The sequence below is a fragment of the Plesiomonas sp. PI-19 genome, assembly GCF_021368255.1.
Lineage (GTDB): Bacteria > Pseudomonadota > Gammaproteobacteria > Enterobacterales > CAMTGL01 > Plesiomonas > Plesiomonas shigelloides.
In genome coordinates this window covers 1,581,129-1,597,122 of record NZ_JAJNMQ010000001.1, presented here as the reverse complement: position 1 = coordinate 1,597,122, position 15,994 = coordinate 1,581,129, and the positions used below count along the sequence as shown (strand labels likewise).

The following is a 15,994-nucleotide window of genomic DNA, read 5'->3' as shown; positions in this document are numbered from 1 at the left end:
GTCAAATCTCCTGATTACGGTTGGCTAGCATGGCGGCAAAAGGGCCATCGCTACTGCTCAGTGTGGCAAAATCGCCTTGCTGAACCAGCTTGCCATGATCCATCAGCCAGATTTGATGGCAATTGCGCACATCCTCCAGCCGATGGGTGATCATAAAGGTGGTGCGCCCTTGGGCGGCGTGCGACAGCGCTTGCATCACCAGCTGCTCACTGCGCGCATCCAGACTGGCGGTCGGTTCATCCAGCAGCAAAAATTCGCCGCCACGCAGTAGCGCACGCGCCACGGCGAGCCGCTGCGCTTGACCGACAGATAATCCTGCGCCTTCATCGCTGACCGGGGTATCCAGCCCTTGCGGCAGACGGGCGATAAACTCATCCGCGTGCGCCGATGCGGCAGCGCGCTGAACCTCAGCTTCGGATGCGAGTGGTGCGCCGAGCAGAATATTGTCGCGAATCGTCCCTTGCAGCAGACGAGGATTTTGTCCGACCCATGCCAGATGGTCGCGCCAGCTTTGCGGATCAAGCTCGCTCAGCTCTTGGCCGTTCACCTTGAGTGAACCGCGGTAGGGCAGAAAGCCCAGCAGCACATTCATCAGTGACGTTTTCCCTGCGCCACTGCGCCCTACGAGCGCAATCTGCTCGCCTGCTAAAATCCGAAAATCGAGCGGACCGGCTAACACCGTTCCTTGTGGTGAGAGGATCTCCAGATTTTGTGCCCAGATATGCGGCATATCGGATGTGTGCTTGGCACTCGGCTGGCTGTTTTCATGCGCTGAACCAGCTACACGCGCTTGATACGGTTTATCTCCCTGAGCGGGTGTTTGCGCTTCTGCTGACAGGAAATCGACCAGTGTTTCAGCTGCGCCAACCGCCTGCGCTTTAGCATGATAGAAGGTGCCTAAATCACGCAGTGGCTGGAAAAATTCTGGCGCTAAGATCAGGACCAGAAAACCGGCAAACAGGGTAATGCCCTGACTGTAATGGCCAAAGTTCAGCTCACCCAGATAGGAAAAACCAAAGTAAACGGCAACAATGGCAATGGAAACAGAGGTAAAGAACTCCAGCACGGCCGAGGACAGGAAGGCCATGTACAGCACTTCCATGGTGCGCTCACGAAAATCTTCCGCATCATGGCGGATATGATTGACTTCTGCATTTGCGCGGTTGAATAAACGCAGCGTTTCCAAGCCGCGTAAGCGATCTAAAAACGAGCCACTTAGGCGAGCCAGTGCCTGAAAGTTACGCCGGTTAGCATCGGCGGCGCCCATCCCAACCAGAGCCATGAAAAATGGGATCAGTGGGGCAGTGACCAACAAAATCACCCCTGCCGCCCAGTTAATGGGGAAGACCACGCACAGCACGATCAGTGGGATAAATACGGCCAGATACATTTGTGGCAAATAGCGCGCAAAGAAATCCTGCATGTTTTCCACTTGTTCCAGCACCATGCTGGCCCAGCTGCCCGCCGGTTTGCCGTTGATCCACGCTGGCCCCAGCTTTTCCAAGCGGTCGAGCACCAGTGAGCGAATTTGGCGACGCACTTCCATCCCGCAGTAAAAAGCGCAGCGTTCGCGCAAGCGCGTGACGATCGCCCGCAGTACCACGGTGCCGACTAGCATCAGGAAATAGCGGGTCAGAGAGTCGCGCGGTTGTTGCAAGATAATCAAGTCATTAAGTAAAACGGCCAGTAACCAGGCCTGTAATGCGATGAGTAATCCGGAAACCACACCCAGCAGCATGGTCAGGCTTTGCCAGCGGCGTGCCAATTTACTCTGCTGCTTTAGCCAGCGAGTCAGCTCGCGTTGTTTGTTTTTATCCATGATGTGTGCAGTGTCTTAACCTACGGGGTTCTGGCTCATGACGTGTCTACTTTGATGACTGGGTGGGTTTGACTCACCACACCGGCGTCGTATCAAAGTGTTATTGCTAAGCTTTGGGGTAAAAGCTCGCACGCCAAAAACGCAAAACCGAAAAACAACCTCTGCAAAAGACGAGATCCAATGCACCGGCCGTAAATACATAAACGGGAGCAAACTGCTCCCGTTTGCAGGAGGCGTATTCGTTATTTGAACTTAATGCGCAATGGTGTATGTGCTACACAGCATGTGTACACATGCATTACATATGCGCATAGTGAGCACAAATAGCGCACCAATTATTTGGTTAACGCATCCAGATAACGCTCTGCATCCAGCGCCGCCATACAGCCGGTACCGGCAGAGGTGATGGCTTGACGATAAATGTGATCCATCACGTCACCGGCAGCGAACACGCCCGGAATGCTGGTTTGGGTGGCGTTACCTTCGGTGCCTGATTGCACTTTGATGTAACCGCCATTTAGCTCCAGCTGACCTTGGAAGATCTCGGTGTTCGGGCTGTGCCCAATGGCGATAAACACCCCGTTGACTGCCAGATCGTCGGTACTGTTGTTATCCACGTGACGCAGACGCACGCCGGTGACACCCATGTCATCACCCAGCACTTCATCTAGCGTGCATTGGGTGTGCAGCACGATGTTGCCGTTGGCTACTTTGTCCATCAGGCGTGAGATCAGGATTTTTTCCGCCCGGAAGCTATCACGACGGTGGATCAGGTGTACTTCAGCCGCGATGTTAGACAAGTACAGCGCTTCTTCTACCGCGCTGTTACCGCCACCCACTACCGCCACTTTCTGGTTGCGATAGAAGAAACCATCACAGGTTGCACAGGCAGATACGCCACGGCCTTTGAACGCCTCTTCGGATGGCAGACCCAGATAGCGAGCTGAAGCACCGGTTGCGATGATCAGCGCATCACAGGTGTACTCAGTGCTGTCACCGTACAAACGCAGTGGCTTAGATTGCAGGTCAACCTTATTAATGTGGTCGAAAATAATTTCGGTGTTGAATTTCTCGGCATGATCACGCATGCGATCCATCAGGCCTGGGCCAGTCAAATCGCTGGCATCACCTGGCCAGTTTTCCACTTCGGTGGTGGTTGTCAGCTGGCCACCTTGCTGCATGCCAGTCACCAGCACAGGATTCAGGTTAGCGCGAGCGGCATACACAGCCGCGGTATAACCGGCTGGGCCTGAACCAAGAATCAGTAATTTGCAATGTTTTGTCGATGTCATTGTTATTCTCCACGTACGACAGGTGTATGCCCGATTGTAGGTAAATTGGATACGCAAAAACAGCAAAAAAGCGTGGCAAAAAAACAAATGTGTCAGCTACGCTTCGCCACTGGGCGAAACCCAGAGCGAAGCATCACGAGGGAAGGGCAAATCAGCGCTGTTACGCGCGTGCGGCATTGAGGATTTGACTCAGTGGGGTAAAGCTACGCTCTTGGCTACGCGCCACCGGCTCAGAAATCAATTGGCCACGGTACACACTCAAACCGTTGGCCAGATGTGGATTAGCGCGCATGGCCGCGATGGCTCCTTGATTAGCCAATGCCTGCACGAAAGGTAGCGTGGCATTACACAGCGCTTGGGTTGCAGTTCGGGCAACCGCTCCCGGCATGTTGGCTACACAATAATGAATAATGCCTTCTTCGGTATACAGAGGTTCGGCATGCGTGGTCGGGCGTGAAGTAGCAAAGCAGCCGCCTTGGTCAATGGCGACATCTACCAGCACCGAACCGCGCTTCATCAGACGCAAATCTTCGCGTGATAACAGTTTGGGCGCGGTTGCGCCGGGGATTAGCACCGCGCCAATCACCAAATCCGCCTCTTGGATATGCGTCTGAATCAATTGGCTGGAAGGGATCAGCAGTTTCACGCGCCCAGCAAACTCGCTATCTAAACGGCGTAATGTTTGGATATTGTTATCAAACAGCGTGACATCAGCGCGTAGGCCACAGGCCATACGCGCGGCATTAGCACCCACCATGCCACCGCCAAAAATCACCACGCGACCGGGTTCGGTACCCGGAACGCCGCCTAATAACACCCCAGAGCCGCCTTGTGCCGTTTCTAGCGCATGCGCACCTGCTTGTACTGACATGCGCCCAGCAATTTCTGACATCGGTGCTAACAGGGGTAAACCACCGCTATTATCAGTAACGGTTTCGTAAGCGATGCAAATTGCATCGCTTTGCAATAAATCGTGCGTTTGCTCCAGATCGGGAGCCAGATGGAGATAGGTAAAAAGCAGTTGTCCGGGTCTGAGTTTGGTACGTTCTACTGTTTGTAGCTCTTTTACTTTGACAATCATCTCTGCATTTGCGAAAACATCATCTGAGGAAGAAACGATACATGCTCCCGCAGCAATGTAATCTTTATCGGTAAATCCGATATGAGTGCCAGCATGGGATTCAACAAGGACTTGGTGCCCGTCGGCAACCAGTGTTCTGACTCCCGCAGGGATCATGCCAACGCGATATTCATGGTTTTTGATTTCTTTCGGGATGCCGATAATCATCTGAAACCCTCATGGTTAATGGTGAATCAGGCGGTGTAATAACAGAAACGCTGGTTATGTTGCTAGTATATAACGAGTAGGTTGGCAGAGTGTTTCTTTTTTCGAGCTCAAGCAGCAATTAATTCACGCAAGGACGTAAACGGGTGGAACAAAATGGTAGAGAATAAAAAGCGGCCAAGCAAAGATCTCGACAGAATCGATCGTAATATTCTGAACGAGTTACAAAAGGACGGGCGTATCTCCAACGTTGAATTATCAAAGCGAGTGGGTCTGTCACCAACCCCGTGTCTTGAACGGGTTCGGCGTTTAGAGCGTCAGGGTTTTATTAATGGCTATACTGCATTATTGAACCCGCATTATTTGGATGCATCCCTGCTGGTGTTTGTGGAAATTACCCTGAACCGTGGGGCAGCCGATGTATTTGACCAGTTCAATGCGGCGGTACAAAAGCTAGAAGAGATTCAGGAATGCCATCTGGTATCCGGTGATTTCGACTACTTGCTGAAAACCCGTGTGCCAGATATGTCGGCATACCGTAAGCTGCTGGGGGAAACCCTGCTGCGTCTACCGGGCGTTAACGACACCCGAACTTATGTGGTAATGGAAGAGGTCAAACAGACTAACCGTCTGGTGATTAAAACCCGTTAAGCATGAGAGATGCAAAACAAATTCAGCTTGGTTAAAATACTGGTCATTCATCCAGACTGAAACGCTCGAGCGGCTTTTGCCGCTCGGCGTATTTTTGGTCTTTAGCTATTGCCTCCTGGAGAGACATACTTGAGCCAGGTACTTGTGGAAAAGAAAATCAGAAACAGTAAAAAACTGAGTGGATTGCACCGCATCATGGAAGCGATTCTGATTGTCGGTGTTGTGTTTGCGGTTTATATGATGGTGGCCCTGCTCAGCTTTGATCCCACAGATCCCAGCTGGTCTCAGGCCTCGTGGCATGATGCAGTCAAAAATATTACCGGCAGTGTCGGTGCATGGATTGCCGATGCGTTATTTTTATCTGTCGGAGCACTGGCCTATACCATACCTCCTATTTTAGTGATTGCGGCTTGGGTATTATTTCGCCGCCGCAGTGACGATGAACGCTTTGATTTTCTCAATTTGGCATTACGCCTGATTGGCGTCGTATTACTGATTGGCGCGTCCTGTGGATTAGCCGCGATCAGTGTCGATGATTTCTATTATTTCCCGTCCGGTGGTTTTATCGGTGCGGCCATCAGTGATTACACTGTCCCTTGGTTTTCCCGTATTGGCGCTACGCTGATTTTGCTGTGCGTGTGGGCGGCGGCGGTGACTCTGTTTACCGGTTTGTCATGGCTAACGTTGGCGGAAAATATTGGTTCAGCCATCTTAAATCCAGTGGCTTTTATTACCAATGGTGCGCGCAGTCGTAAGCAGCAAGCGGAAGACGAGGAGTTCGTTGCTGATGATGATGTTGACGATCTGCCGCCTGCGGATGAAGATGATATTTTGCTGGGTAAGCAAGAGCCGACAATACCGCCGATGCGTCCTCTTAGCGCTTATGATGATGAGAGCGAATTAGATGCGGCGCCGACTCCGAGCGGTAATCGTGCGGATAAAAGTCAGGCGGCAACGCCAGCAAACCAACCTCAGCACGCTCAGCCAGTGGCGGCTGCCGCTATTGCTGCTGGCGCGGCTACCGTAGCGCCGGCGGTGCAGGCTGCGGCAAGCAGTGCGATGACAAATGCACATGCTACAGCTCCGCACATTACAGCGACGAACACTACGCCTAACCATAGCGTGGCGCAGAATCTGGCTGCAAACAATGCACCTGCGGTGCATAGCTCTGTAATCCGTAAGCCAACGGTTTCTTTCTCGGCGGCGGATGATGAGCAGGGCAGTGACTATACGCCGGTATCGATGTTTACCGATGCTAGTAACAACGCGAATACGAATAGCGCCAATAATAGCGCGCCAGCGCATCATGCGGTGCATCAAGGCGTAAGCATCAATGCGAATTCTGAAATCAATTCTGCAGCGAGCCAAGACGCGAACGACGATAACTGGTTTGAACCGAAAATTGATTTCGCTGGTCTTGATGATTTGATCAAGCAAGAAGAGCCGGTTAATCCTCGGGCTGCAGAGTCAAGTTCTGCACCAGCGCATCAGTCTAACCAAGCTGCGGGAATGTCTACTTCGGCATTTTCACGCAAGCCGGGCAGCGTTGATGCAGCTTTTGACGTAGACGATGTGTTGCCGTCATTTGGCTCTGCGCTAGCAGATGATCCATTTATGCCAGCGTCTGGCTCGGCGTCTGCGGGTCTGCAAGCCGCCTCTCTGGCGGGGATGGTTGCTGCAGGTGCCGCTTCAGCTGCAACCTCTGCACCGGCAGCTGCGGCAACGGCGTCTGCTGTTGCTGGTGGAGCGACCGCGTTTGGTTTCGCTGATAGCGGTGCTAGCGATACTGAGACGCCTGCTGCGCGTCCGCAGGTGAAACCAAATGTGCCTGAAATGCCACGTCCGAATCCGGTGAAGATCCCGACCCGTCGCACGTTAGCATCGCTTGGCATTAAGTTGCCGTCTGAGCGTATGGCTGAGCAGCGTGAACGTGAGATGTTGGAGCAACGGGAGCGGGAGCAGGCCGAGCGTCAACGCGCGGAAGAGGCGTTGGCGAAAGAAAAATCCCTGATCCCTGGCGTAGAAATTCCTACTTTCTTTAATGCGTTGGAAGATGATACCTCGGCGTTTTCGTTCAGTGCTCGTGATGACGAGCCTCAGGTGAGCGTGCGTCCAGCCTCTGCTGCAGAGGAGTCTAATGCTGCAGGCGCGGCGAGCGAGATTTCGCCAGCCTTGTCTACTTCACCGGTCTCGCCAGCGGCGAATGCTGCGGCAAGCTCTTATGCAGCGCGTGGTGCACAAGTGGCCGAAGACGATGACGAAGATAGCCGTATGCCATCATTCTCAGCCATTCAAGATGATCGTGATGAATCGGCAGCAAACGAGCGATTTGCGGCTGACGCGCAAGCTGATGACGATGAGTCAGATGAAGACGCGCAGTTTAATGCTCGGTTACGCGCCGAATTTGAAGCACGTGAACAAGAGCGCCTGGCGCGTGCGGTGGAAGCGGTACGTCGTCCTTTGCAGACGGAAACCTCCGCGTTAGTGCGTCCACAGACAAGCCGTGAGCCTGTTGCGCCAACACATGCGACAAGCAATCCGATGACGCATACCGCGGCGCCGTTTACCTTTGAGCCGGTGCGTGAAGAGCCGACCATGGATGACTCGGTGAATGATGTGGCTGCTGGTGAGCCTGCTGCTGCACCACACGCTTTTGCATCAAAACCGTCGACATCGAGCGCATCGGCATTCATGCCGGCTACAGAGTCTGCGGCGGCTTTTACTCCGGCAGGGAAGGCTGAACCGGAGCAGGATGACGCAAACGACGAGGCAAACAGTGAACAGCAATTCCATGCCGCTGAAATTATGCGGATGCGCAAGCGCGCAGAGCAGGAGCACATGGCTTTTTTGCACCCGTTCCTGATGCCACAAGAAGATGTGATGCCAAAGCCGACTACACCGTTGCCGACGCTGGATCTGCTGGCTGAGCCACCGCGTAACAATATGCCGGTGAGCGAGCAAGAGCTGGAGATGACGGCGCGCTTGGTGGAAGCGCGTCTGAACGATTACCGCATCAAGGCTGATGTGGCCGAGATCTCTCCGGGGCCTGTGATCACGCGTTTTGAACTGGATCTGGCGCCGGGTGTGAAGGCGGCGCGCATCTCCAACCTGTCACGTGACTTGGCGCGAGCGCTGTCAACAACGGCGGTGCGGGTAGTGGAAGTTATTCCGGGTAAATCTTATGTGGGATTGGAGTTGCCGAATAAAGATCGCCAAACCGTTTACCTGCGCGAAGTGCTGGACTGCGACAAGTTCCGTCAAAGCGCATCACCACTGACCGTGGTGCTGGGTAAAGACATTGCTGGCGATCCGGTAATTGCCGATTTGGCGAAGATGCCGCACCTGCTGGTGGCGGGTACTACCGGTTCGGGTAAATCGGTCGGCGTGAACGCCATGATCTTAAGCATCTTGTATAAAGCGACGCCAGATGAGGTGCGCTTTATCATGATCGACCCGAAAATGCTGGAGCTGTCAGTCTACGAAGGTATCCCACATCTGTTGACCGAAGTGGTCACCGATATGAAAGATGCCGCCAATGCGCTGCGTTGGTGCGTGGGTGAGATGGAGCGTCGTTATAAACTGATGTCGCTGCTCGGCGTGCGTAATATCAGCGGCTATAACGATCGGGTGGTGGAAGCGGAGAAGATGGGCCAACCAATCCCTGATCCGTTGTGGCGTCCGGGCGATAGCATGGACCCAATGCCGCCAGCGCTGACCAAACTGCCCTACATCGTGGTGATGGTGGATGAGTTCGCCGACCTGATGATGGTGGCCGGTAAGAAGATTGAAGAGCTGATTGCGCGTTTGGCGCAAAAAGCACGCGCCGCGGGTATCCACTTGGTGCTGGCAACGCAGCGTCCGTCAGTGGATGTGATCACCGGTCTGATTAAGGCCAACATCCCAACCCGGATTGCGTTTACCGTATCCAGCAAAATTGACTCGCGCACCATTTTGGATCAAAGCGGTGCTGAAAGTCTGCTGGGGATGGGGGATATGCTCTATCTGCCGCCGAACTCATCTATCCCTGAGCGGGTGCATGGTGCTTTTGTACGCGATCAGGAAGTGCATGCGGTCGCCCAGGATTGGAAAGCGCGTGGTCGTCCACAGTATATCGATGCCATTTTGGCCGGCGATAGCAGTGAAGGCGGCAACGGCTACGACAATATGGATGAAGAGCTGGATGCCCTGTTTGATCAGGCGGTACAGTTCGTTACGGAAACGCGCCGTGGCTCTGTCTCTGGCGTACAGCGTAAATTCAAGATTGGCTACAACCGCGCGGCGCGGATCATCGAGCAGATGGAAGCGCAGGGGATTGTGAGTGCGCCGGGCCATAACGGTAACCGTGAAGTGCTGGCTCCGCCGCCAATCAGAGATTAAAACGTTAACGGTACATAGCGCGGCCAGTGCTAATACCTAGCCTTGATAAAATCGAGCGTAGGTAATAGAGCTGGCCGTTGCACAATTTCGCATCTCATGCGGCACACTAAATGCAAACTATACCCAAACAACGTGAAGTTGCAGGTAGGCGGCAAGTGAGTGAATCCCCATGAGCATAGGCAAACTATGTGATTGGGGTGAACGAACGTAGTCAACACCGCTGCAGCTTCAAGTAGGAAGGGTATACATGGTCTAAGTGTGCTAGCGATAAATGTTCAACATGATGATGCGCTATACGATTATGAGTGCGCAGTGCGTGCGTTAACCGACGTTTAAACGGTGACCGCTGACACTGGCCTTGATGGCAATGAAGGGAGTGACAATGAAAAAGTGGTTTATCACCTGCGGTATTGTTCTCGGCATGATGTCATCCACGGCATGGGCTGATGCCCGTTCTGATTTGCAGAGCCGACTGGGAAAAATTAATTCATTTAGCGCCTCGTTTGAACAGACTGTGACCGGTCCAAGCGGCGCGGCGATCCAACAAGGCGAAGGCAAACTGGCGGTGACACGCCCGAATCTGTTTCGTTGGGAAGCTAAAACGCCAGACGAAAGCCTGCTGGTGACTGACGGCAAAACCTTGTGGTTTTTCAATCCGTTTGTTGAACAAGTCACGATTAGTAATCTGAAAGACGCGACCAGCAATACACCGTTTGTCCTGCTGACGCGTAACAATCCTTCCGACTGGGCTAAATACAACATCACCCAGAAAGGCGATCAGTTCACGCTTAAGCCTATTAAGTCTGATGGCAACATGAAGCAGTTTGACCTGACTGTCACTCCGGCTGGAGTGATCAAAGGTTTCTCAGTGGTGGAAATGGATGGTCAAAAGAGCCAGACCGTTTTGAATCGCTTCTCTACATCGGCGGTGAGCAAGTCACAGTTTAGCTTTACTGTCCCGAAAGGGGTTGAGATTGACGATCAGCGTAACTGATAGGTCACCATTGCCGCGCTCCGAGTGATATGGCTTGGTTGTTCATTGGTTGTTGTCATAAACACTGTGAACAACATTGCGATCAACAACCTAGCGCGGCAAACCAGAGCTACAAATACTGGTGACAAGTAAAACGCGGAAAAGAATTCAGCAAATAAGGCTGCGTGGTGAGTAATTTATCTTTGGATTTTGCGGCAGATTTTCAGCCGCTGGCCGCACGGATGCGTCCGCAGACACTGGATCAGTATATTGGTCAGGCTCACCTGCTCGCGCCGGGAAAACCGTTGCGCCGTGCGGTGGAGGCCGGTCATCTGCACTCGATGATTCTGTGGGGGCCTCCGGGTACCGGAAAAACCACCTTGGCAGAAGTGATTGCGCGCTATGCCAATGCCGATGTCGAGCGCGTGTCGGCGGTAACATCGGGTATCAAAGAGATCCGTGAAGCGATTGAGCGTGCTCGGCAAAATCGCGATCGGGCGCGGCGTACTATCTTGTTCGTCGACGAAGTGCATCGCTTCAATAAAAGTCAGCAAGATGCGTTCTTGCCACATATCGAAGATGGCACGATCACGTTTATTGGTGCGACGACCGAAAACCCGTCTTTTGAACTCAATAACGCACTGCTATCTCGTGCGCGGGTTTATCTGCTCAAATCCCTCACCGAAAACGATATTCTGGCAGTGCTTGAACAAGCCATGCAGGATAACGTGCGCGGTTTAGGCGGCCAGAATATTGAACTGCCGCCTGACACGGCTTTAGCGTTGGCGCAGCTGGCGAACGGCGATGCGCGAATGTCCCTTAATTGCCTAGAGCTAATGGTGGATATGGCCGCCGAGCAACCGGACGGGCGCAAAATTCTGACTTCAGAGTTACTGCGCGAGGTTGCCGGTGAGCGCAGTGCGCGCTTTGATAATAAAGGCGACCGCTATTACGACCTGATTTCTGCCCTGCACAAATCCATTCGCGGCTCTTCTCCGGATGGTGCGCTCTATTGGTATGCCCGTATTTTGACTGCCGGTGGTGATCCGCTCTATGTCGCACGGCGTTTGTTGGCGATAGCTTCGGAAGATGTGGGCAATGCTGACCCGCGTGGGATGCAAGTGGCGATCGCCGCATGGGATTGCTTTACGCGTGTTGGACCGGCGGAAGGCGAGCGAGCCATTGCTCAGGCGATTGTGTATTTGGCCTGTGCGCCGAAGAGCAATGCAGTGTATACCGCATTCAAAGCGGCGTTAGAAGATGCGAAACAGCATCCAGATTACGATGTGCCAGACCATCTGCGCAATGCGCCAACGCGATTGATGAAAGAGATGGGGCTCGGCGCGGAATACCGTTATGCCCACGATGAACCGAATGCTTATGCAGCCGGAGAGAGTTATTTCCCTCCGCAATTGCAGGGTACGCGTTACTATCATCCGGTTGCGCGTGGGCTGGAGAGCAAGATTGCTGAAAAATTATCCTGGCTGACTCAGCAGGATCAAAATAGCCCGATAAAACGCTATCAGTAACTTAGCCTTTGCGTTAATGTGTGTAATATAGGGTGCAGGTCTGCACCTGTTAGTCTTTTAACAGTCTATAAATTTCTCTAAAACGATAAAAAGCGGGATAAAAATGCTCGATCCGAATCTGTTACGAAACGAGCTGGACGTGGTGGCCGAGAAGCTGGCCCGTCGCGGCTTCAAACTGGATGTTGATACACTCAATGCACTGGAAGAGAAACGTAAAGTTCTGCAGGTAAAAACAGAAAACCTGCAAGCTGAGCGTAATGCTCGCTCCAAAGCGATTGGTTTGGCTAAATCGCGTGGCGAAGATATTCAGCCATTGCTGGATGAAGTTGCTTCCATGGGAAGTGAGCTGGATGCAGCAAAGGTTGAGCTGGATCAGCTGCAGGAAGAGTTACGCGGTATTGCGCTGAGCATCCCGAACATTCCTTCAGATGAAGTCCCGACTGGTAAAGACGAAAACGATAATCAGGAAGTCCGCCGTTGGGGTACACCGCGTCAGTATGATTTTGACGTGCGTGACCACGTTGATCTGGGCGAAATGGCTGGCGGTATGGATTTCGCGGCTGCGGTTAAGCTGACCGGTGCACGTTTTGTGGTACTGAAAGGCCAAATCGCTAAGCTGCACCGTGCGCTGACCCAGTTCATGCTGGATCTGCACACCACCGAGCACGGTTATCTGGAAACCTACGTTCCTTATCTGGTGAACCAGGAAACCCTGTACGGTACTGGTCAGCTGCCGAAGTTTGGTAACGATCTGTTCCACACCAAGCCACTGGAAGAAGGCGACCCAACTTTTGCGCTGATCCCAACCGCAGAAGTGCCAGTGACCAACTTGGTTCGTGGTGAAATTCTGGAAGAAGAATCTCTGCCTCTGAAGATGACTGCGCACACGCCGTGCTTCCGCTCTGAAGCGGGCTCTTATGGCCGTGATACCCGTGGTCTGATTCGTATGCACCAGTTTGATAAAGTTGAGCTGGTTCAAATCGTGCGTCCAGAAGACTCCATGCAGGCGTTGGAAGAGCTGACCGGTCATGCTGAGAAAGTATTGCAGCTGCTGGGTCTGCCATACCGTACCGTGCTGCTGTGTACTGGCGACATGGGCTTTGGCTCTCACAAAACTTACGATCTGGAAGTATGGCTGCCAGCGCAGAATACCTACCGTGAAATCTCCTCTTGCTCCAACATGGGTGATTTCCAAGCACGTCGTATGCAAGCGCGTTGCCGCTCTAAGACCGATAAGAAGCCACGTCTGGTTCACACCCTGAATGGCTCAGGTTTGGCAGTTGGCCGTACTCTGGTCGCGATTCTGGAAAACTATCAGCAAGCTGATGGCCGCATTGAGATCCCAGAAGTTCTGCGCAGCTACATGGGCGGTTTGACCCATATTGGTGGTTAATCCCACCATGCTGTATCGCCCAACATAGGGCGCAGTATCGAAATACTAAAAACCCGCTACGGCGGGTTTTTTTATGCCTACGTTTTATTTGTTCAGTTTGTAGTTTGCTCAGGGGCCAGCCAGTGAAAAGCTGCTGATAGTAGCTTATCGAGATGCTGCTATCCCCTTGCTAACCAGTGGCAAATTGTCAGAGCCTGACTACCCTTACCACATATGCTCGGCAGTAAAATCGGCCTGTGTCAGGCGCATTCATCGGCTTACACACTCGGCTGCGATAGCTGCGTTTAGCCATGGTCGCGGTTTGCGATAGGGGAAGCGAAGATGAATGACCCAGATTTCTTTCTTGGCACTGATAGCACTGTTCTGTGTGGTTTATTGCTGGCGTTGATGCTGCTGGCATCAGTGATTGGCTTTACGGTCGGGCGCTTGCGCCACAGTGAAGATGATACCAATGGCGCTACTGTGCAAATTGAATCTGCGCTATTTGGTCTGCTCGGGCTATTGCTGGCGTTTACGTTTGCAGCTGCGGCGAGCCGTAACGAAACGCGCAAAGAGCTGATGGTGGATGCCTCTAACGCGATTGGCACGGTCTATCTGCGTACGTTTCTCTACGAACCACAAACTGGAAGTACGCTGCGGGTGCATCTAAAAGACTATCTTGACCAGCGCATTGCGTATTATGACGTGCGCAGTGATATTGCTGCGATTCGACAGGTATTAGCCAAAACCGATCAGCTACAAAATCAGTTGTGGGGGCAGGTGATGCAGGCATCACGTCAACAGGAGCATTATCTGGCGTCGATGCAGATGATCCCAGCGATGAATGAGATGTTTGATTTGGCCAGCAGCCGCCTCTCGTATGATCGCACGCATATCCCCGATATTTTGCTGATTGTCCTCACTATTCAGGCTCTGGCGGCGGCATTTGCGAATGGCTACAACAGTTCAAAGAGTCGGCATTTTAACTTCTTTGCGTCGATTGGTTTTGCACTGCTCACGGTGATGGTGGTGTATCTGATTTTGGACTTGGATAGGCCACGGCGTGGCATTCTGAACTTAGATGTCCAGCAGCAACTGTTTACGGAGCTAAGAAGCAAAATGGATGCTGATGCCAAATTAGCTCTGCCTTTCTCAAAGCCGCAGTAACCTAAAAAATATGTTTACGCTCAAGCTGTTGCAACTGTTTGCGGATGAGCAGCTTGAGCGTTGGGGTGTATTCATATCAGTAATGAGTGAGTCACTTCGGCAAGTATAGGTGGGCGGATATGCTACTGTATGAACTGGATAACAATACTGTATATCCATACAGAAAAATGTAAAATTAGGCTTGCAACGAAAGCGGATAGTGCTTATCTTATACTGTATAAGCATACAGTGTTTGAGAGGCTATCATGGAACTGAGCATTTCCCGACCCGATGATCTGTTCACCTACCGTCCAGTGGCATTTTTTAATGATACAGAGTCGTCGTTATTGTCTTCACCGTCTTTGGTGTCTGGCCGGCAGCGTCTTGATCTCAACTTACACTGTATCAAACGACCGGATGATACCTTTTTCGTCCGTATCAGCGGCCTGTCGATGGTCGACTCAGGCATTCGCCCAGGCGATATACTCGTCGTAGACCGTATTTTAGCGCCGAAAAAAGGTGATTTGGTGGTGATGATGGAGCAAGGCGAAGTCGTGGTGTATGAGTTGCAGGTAAAACCTGAGCTCAAATTGCTATCACTGAGCGCCGATCACGCTGATCGCGTGGATATGGAAAGTCTGTCTGAATTGCAGCAGATGGGGCAAGTGGGCATTGTGACCAGCATTATCCATCATATCCGCCAGTGATGTGTAACATGCTTAACGAAATGCGTGGCACAAGGAAGGCGGTAAGCGTGCTAGCACCTAGCACCAGTCACCTAGTATCTAGGTGACTGGTAGATACCGGTAGTGCTTGGTGCGAGTACCGCCAGAACTAAGACTGGCCTAGTGTCTACGGGTGTAGCGCCTGTAAAATCTGTGGGGCCTTTGACGCAGTTACTCGGTCTTTTCCTTGAATTCACACAAGTCTTCGATGATACACGAGCCACAGCGTGGTTTACGGGCGATGCAGGTATAACGCCCGTGCAGGATCAGCCAGTGGTGCACATCCAGCTTAAATTCAGCAGGGACGACTTTGAGCAGCTTTTGCTCCACCTCATTGACGTTTTTACCCGGTGCAAATCCAGTACGATTAGAGACGCGGAAAATATGCGTATCGACTGCAATGGTCGGCCAACCAAAGGCGGTGTTCAGAACCACGTTAGCCGTTTTGCGGCCAACGCCCGGCAAGGCTTCCAGTGCTTCACGATCCTCTGGTACTTCCCCTTGATGCTGCTCTAACAAAATCCGGCAGGTCTTGATGACATTTTCTGCCTTGCTGTTAAATAGCCCAATGGTTTTGATGTACTCCTTGAGCCCATCTACGCCCAAATCCAAGATAGTCTGTGGTGTATTGGCGACCGGATAGAGCTTATCGGTCGCTTTATTCACACTTACATCGGTGGCTTGCGCCGACAGCATCACCGCTATCAACAGCTCAAACGGCGTACTGTATTTCAGTTCAGTGGTAGGTTTGGGATTCTCTGCCCGCAGGCGTTCTAAGATCTCTATCCGTTTCTTCTGATTCATTACTGCCGCTTTAGCTGTGTT

Annotated in this window: 11 protein-coding genes; 7 read left to right on the top strand and 4 right to left on the bottom strand. The window is 52.4% G+C overall.

What is annotated here, in order from left to right:
• Position 1 precedes the first annotated feature (1 nt).
• The 3 genes from cydD to ald all read right to left on the bottom strand — a co-directional run bounded on the left by cydD (position 2) and on the right by ald (position 4,399).
• Positions 2 to 1,819 (bottom strand): cysteine/glutathione ABC transporter permease/ATP-binding protein CydD, encoded by a 1,818-nt coding sequence (gene cydD / locus LQ901_RS07270; protein ID WP_152135880.1) that lies wholly within the window; start codon positions 1,817 to 1,819, stop codon positions 2 to 4.
• A gap of 335 nt (positions 1,820 to 2,154) precedes the next feature.
• On the bottom strand, positions 2,155 to 3,111 hold the full coding sequence (gene trxB, locus LQ901_RS07265) for a thioredoxin-disulfide reductase (RefSeq protein WP_010861781.1): 957 nt from the start codon (positions 3,109 to 3,111) through the stop codon (positions 2,155 to 2,157).
• 160 nt (positions 3,112 to 3,271) lie between these two features.
• Complete coding sequence (gene ald / locus LQ901_RS07260; protein WP_064977600.1) at positions 3,272 to 4,399, bottom strand: alanine dehydrogenase; 1,128 nt, start codon at positions 4,397 to 4,399, stop codon at positions 3,272 to 3,274.
• Between the two features lie 153 nt (positions 4,400 to 4,552).
• On the opposite strand from ald, the gene lrp reads away from it, so the two are divergent.
• The 7 genes from lrp to LQ901_RS07225 all read left to right on the top strand — a co-directional run bounded on the left by lrp (position 4,553) and on the right by LQ901_RS07225 (position 15,151).
• A complete protein-coding gene (gene lrp, locus LQ901_RS07255) occupies positions 4,553 to 5,047 on the top strand; it encodes a leucine-responsive transcriptional regulator Lrp (RefSeq protein WP_010861779.1) in 495 nt (164 codons plus the stop codon).
• Positions 5,048 to 5,176: 129 nt separating this feature from the next.
• A complete protein-coding gene (locus tag LQ901_RS07250) occupies positions 5,177 to 9,424 on the top strand; it encodes a DNA translocase FtsK 4TM domain-containing protein (RefSeq protein ID WP_230406979.1) in 4,248 nt (1,415 codons plus the stop codon).
• Positions 9,425 to 9,806: 382 nt separating this feature from the next.
• Complete coding sequence (lolA, locus tag LQ901_RS07245; protein WP_039045320.1) at positions 9,807 to 10,418, top strand: outer membrane lipoprotein chaperone LolA; 612 nt, start codon at positions 9,807 to 9,809, stop codon at positions 10,416 to 10,418.
• Positions 10,419 to 10,585: 167 nt separating this feature from the next.
• Positions 10,586 to 11,926, top strand: a complete 1,341-nt coding sequence (locus LQ901_RS07240; protein ID WP_039045319.1) for a replication-associated recombination protein A — start codon at positions 10,586 to 10,588, stop codon at positions 11,924 to 11,926.
• Between the two features lie 103 nt (positions 11,927 to 12,029).
• On the top strand, positions 12,030 to 13,319 hold the full coding sequence (gene serS / locus LQ901_RS07235) for a serine--tRNA ligase (RefSeq protein ID WP_039045318.1): 1,290 nt from the start codon (positions 12,030 to 12,032) through the stop codon (positions 13,317 to 13,319).
• Positions 13,320 to 13,640: 321 nt separating this feature from the next.
• Positions 13,641 to 14,465, top strand: coding sequence for a hypothetical protein (locus LQ901_RS07230; RefSeq protein WP_010861773.1), 825 nt, complete (start codon positions 13,641 to 13,643; stop codon positions 14,463 to 14,465).
• Positions 14,466 to 14,710: 245 nt separating this feature from the next.
• Entirely contained in the window at positions 14,711 to 15,151 is a 441-nt protein-coding gene (locus LQ901_RS07225) for a LexA family transcriptional regulator (RefSeq protein ID WP_052242000.1), read from the top strand.
• A gap of 189 nt (positions 15,152 to 15,340) precedes the next feature.
• On the opposite strand, the gene nth is transcribed toward LQ901_RS07225, so the two are convergent.
• Positions 15,341 to 15,973: an endonuclease III gene (nth, locus tag LQ901_RS07220; RefSeq protein WP_047707910.1), complete on the bottom strand. Its 633-nt coding sequence runs from the start codon at positions 15,971 to 15,973 to the stop codon at positions 15,341 to 15,343.
• Positions 15,974 to 15,994 lie beyond the last annotated feature (21 nt).

What these genes read in the sequence shown, in the direction of transcription:
- LQ901_RS07230 (WP_010861773.1), top strand. Translation starts at nt 13,641, where the DNA reads ATGAATGACCCAGATTTCTTTCTTGGCACTGATAGCACTGTTCTGTGT.
- serS (WP_039045318.1), top strand. Translation starts at nt 12,030, where the DNA reads ATGCTCGATCCGAATCTGTTACGAAACGAGCTGGACGTGGTGGCCGAG.
- lolA (WP_039045320.1), top strand. Translation starts at nt 9,807, where the DNA reads ATGAAAAAGTGGTTTATCACCTGCGGTATTGTTCTCGGCATGATGTCA.
- nth (WP_047707910.1), bottom strand. Translation starts at nt 15,973, where the DNA reads ATGAATCAGAAGAAACGGATAGAGATCTTAGAACGCCTGCGGGCAGAG.
- cydD (WP_152135880.1), bottom strand. Translation starts at nt 1,819, where the DNA reads ATGGATAAAAACAAACAACGCGAGCTGACTCGCTGGCTAAAGCAGCAG.
- trxB (WP_010861781.1), bottom strand. Translation starts at nt 3,111, where the DNA reads ATGACATCGACAAAACATTGCAAATTACTGATTCTTGGTTCAGGCCCA.
- ald (WP_064977600.1), bottom strand. Translation starts at nt 4,399, where the DNA reads ATGATTATCGGCATCCCGAAAGAAATCAAAAACCATGAATATCGCGTT.
- LQ901_RS07225 (WP_052242000.1), top strand. Translation starts at nt 14,711, where the DNA reads ATGGAACTGAGCATTTCCCGACCCGATGATCTGTTCACCTACCGTCCA.
- lrp (WP_010861779.1), top strand. Translation starts at nt 4,553, where the DNA reads ATGGTAGAGAATAAAAAGCGGCCAAGCAAAGATCTCGACAGAATCGAT.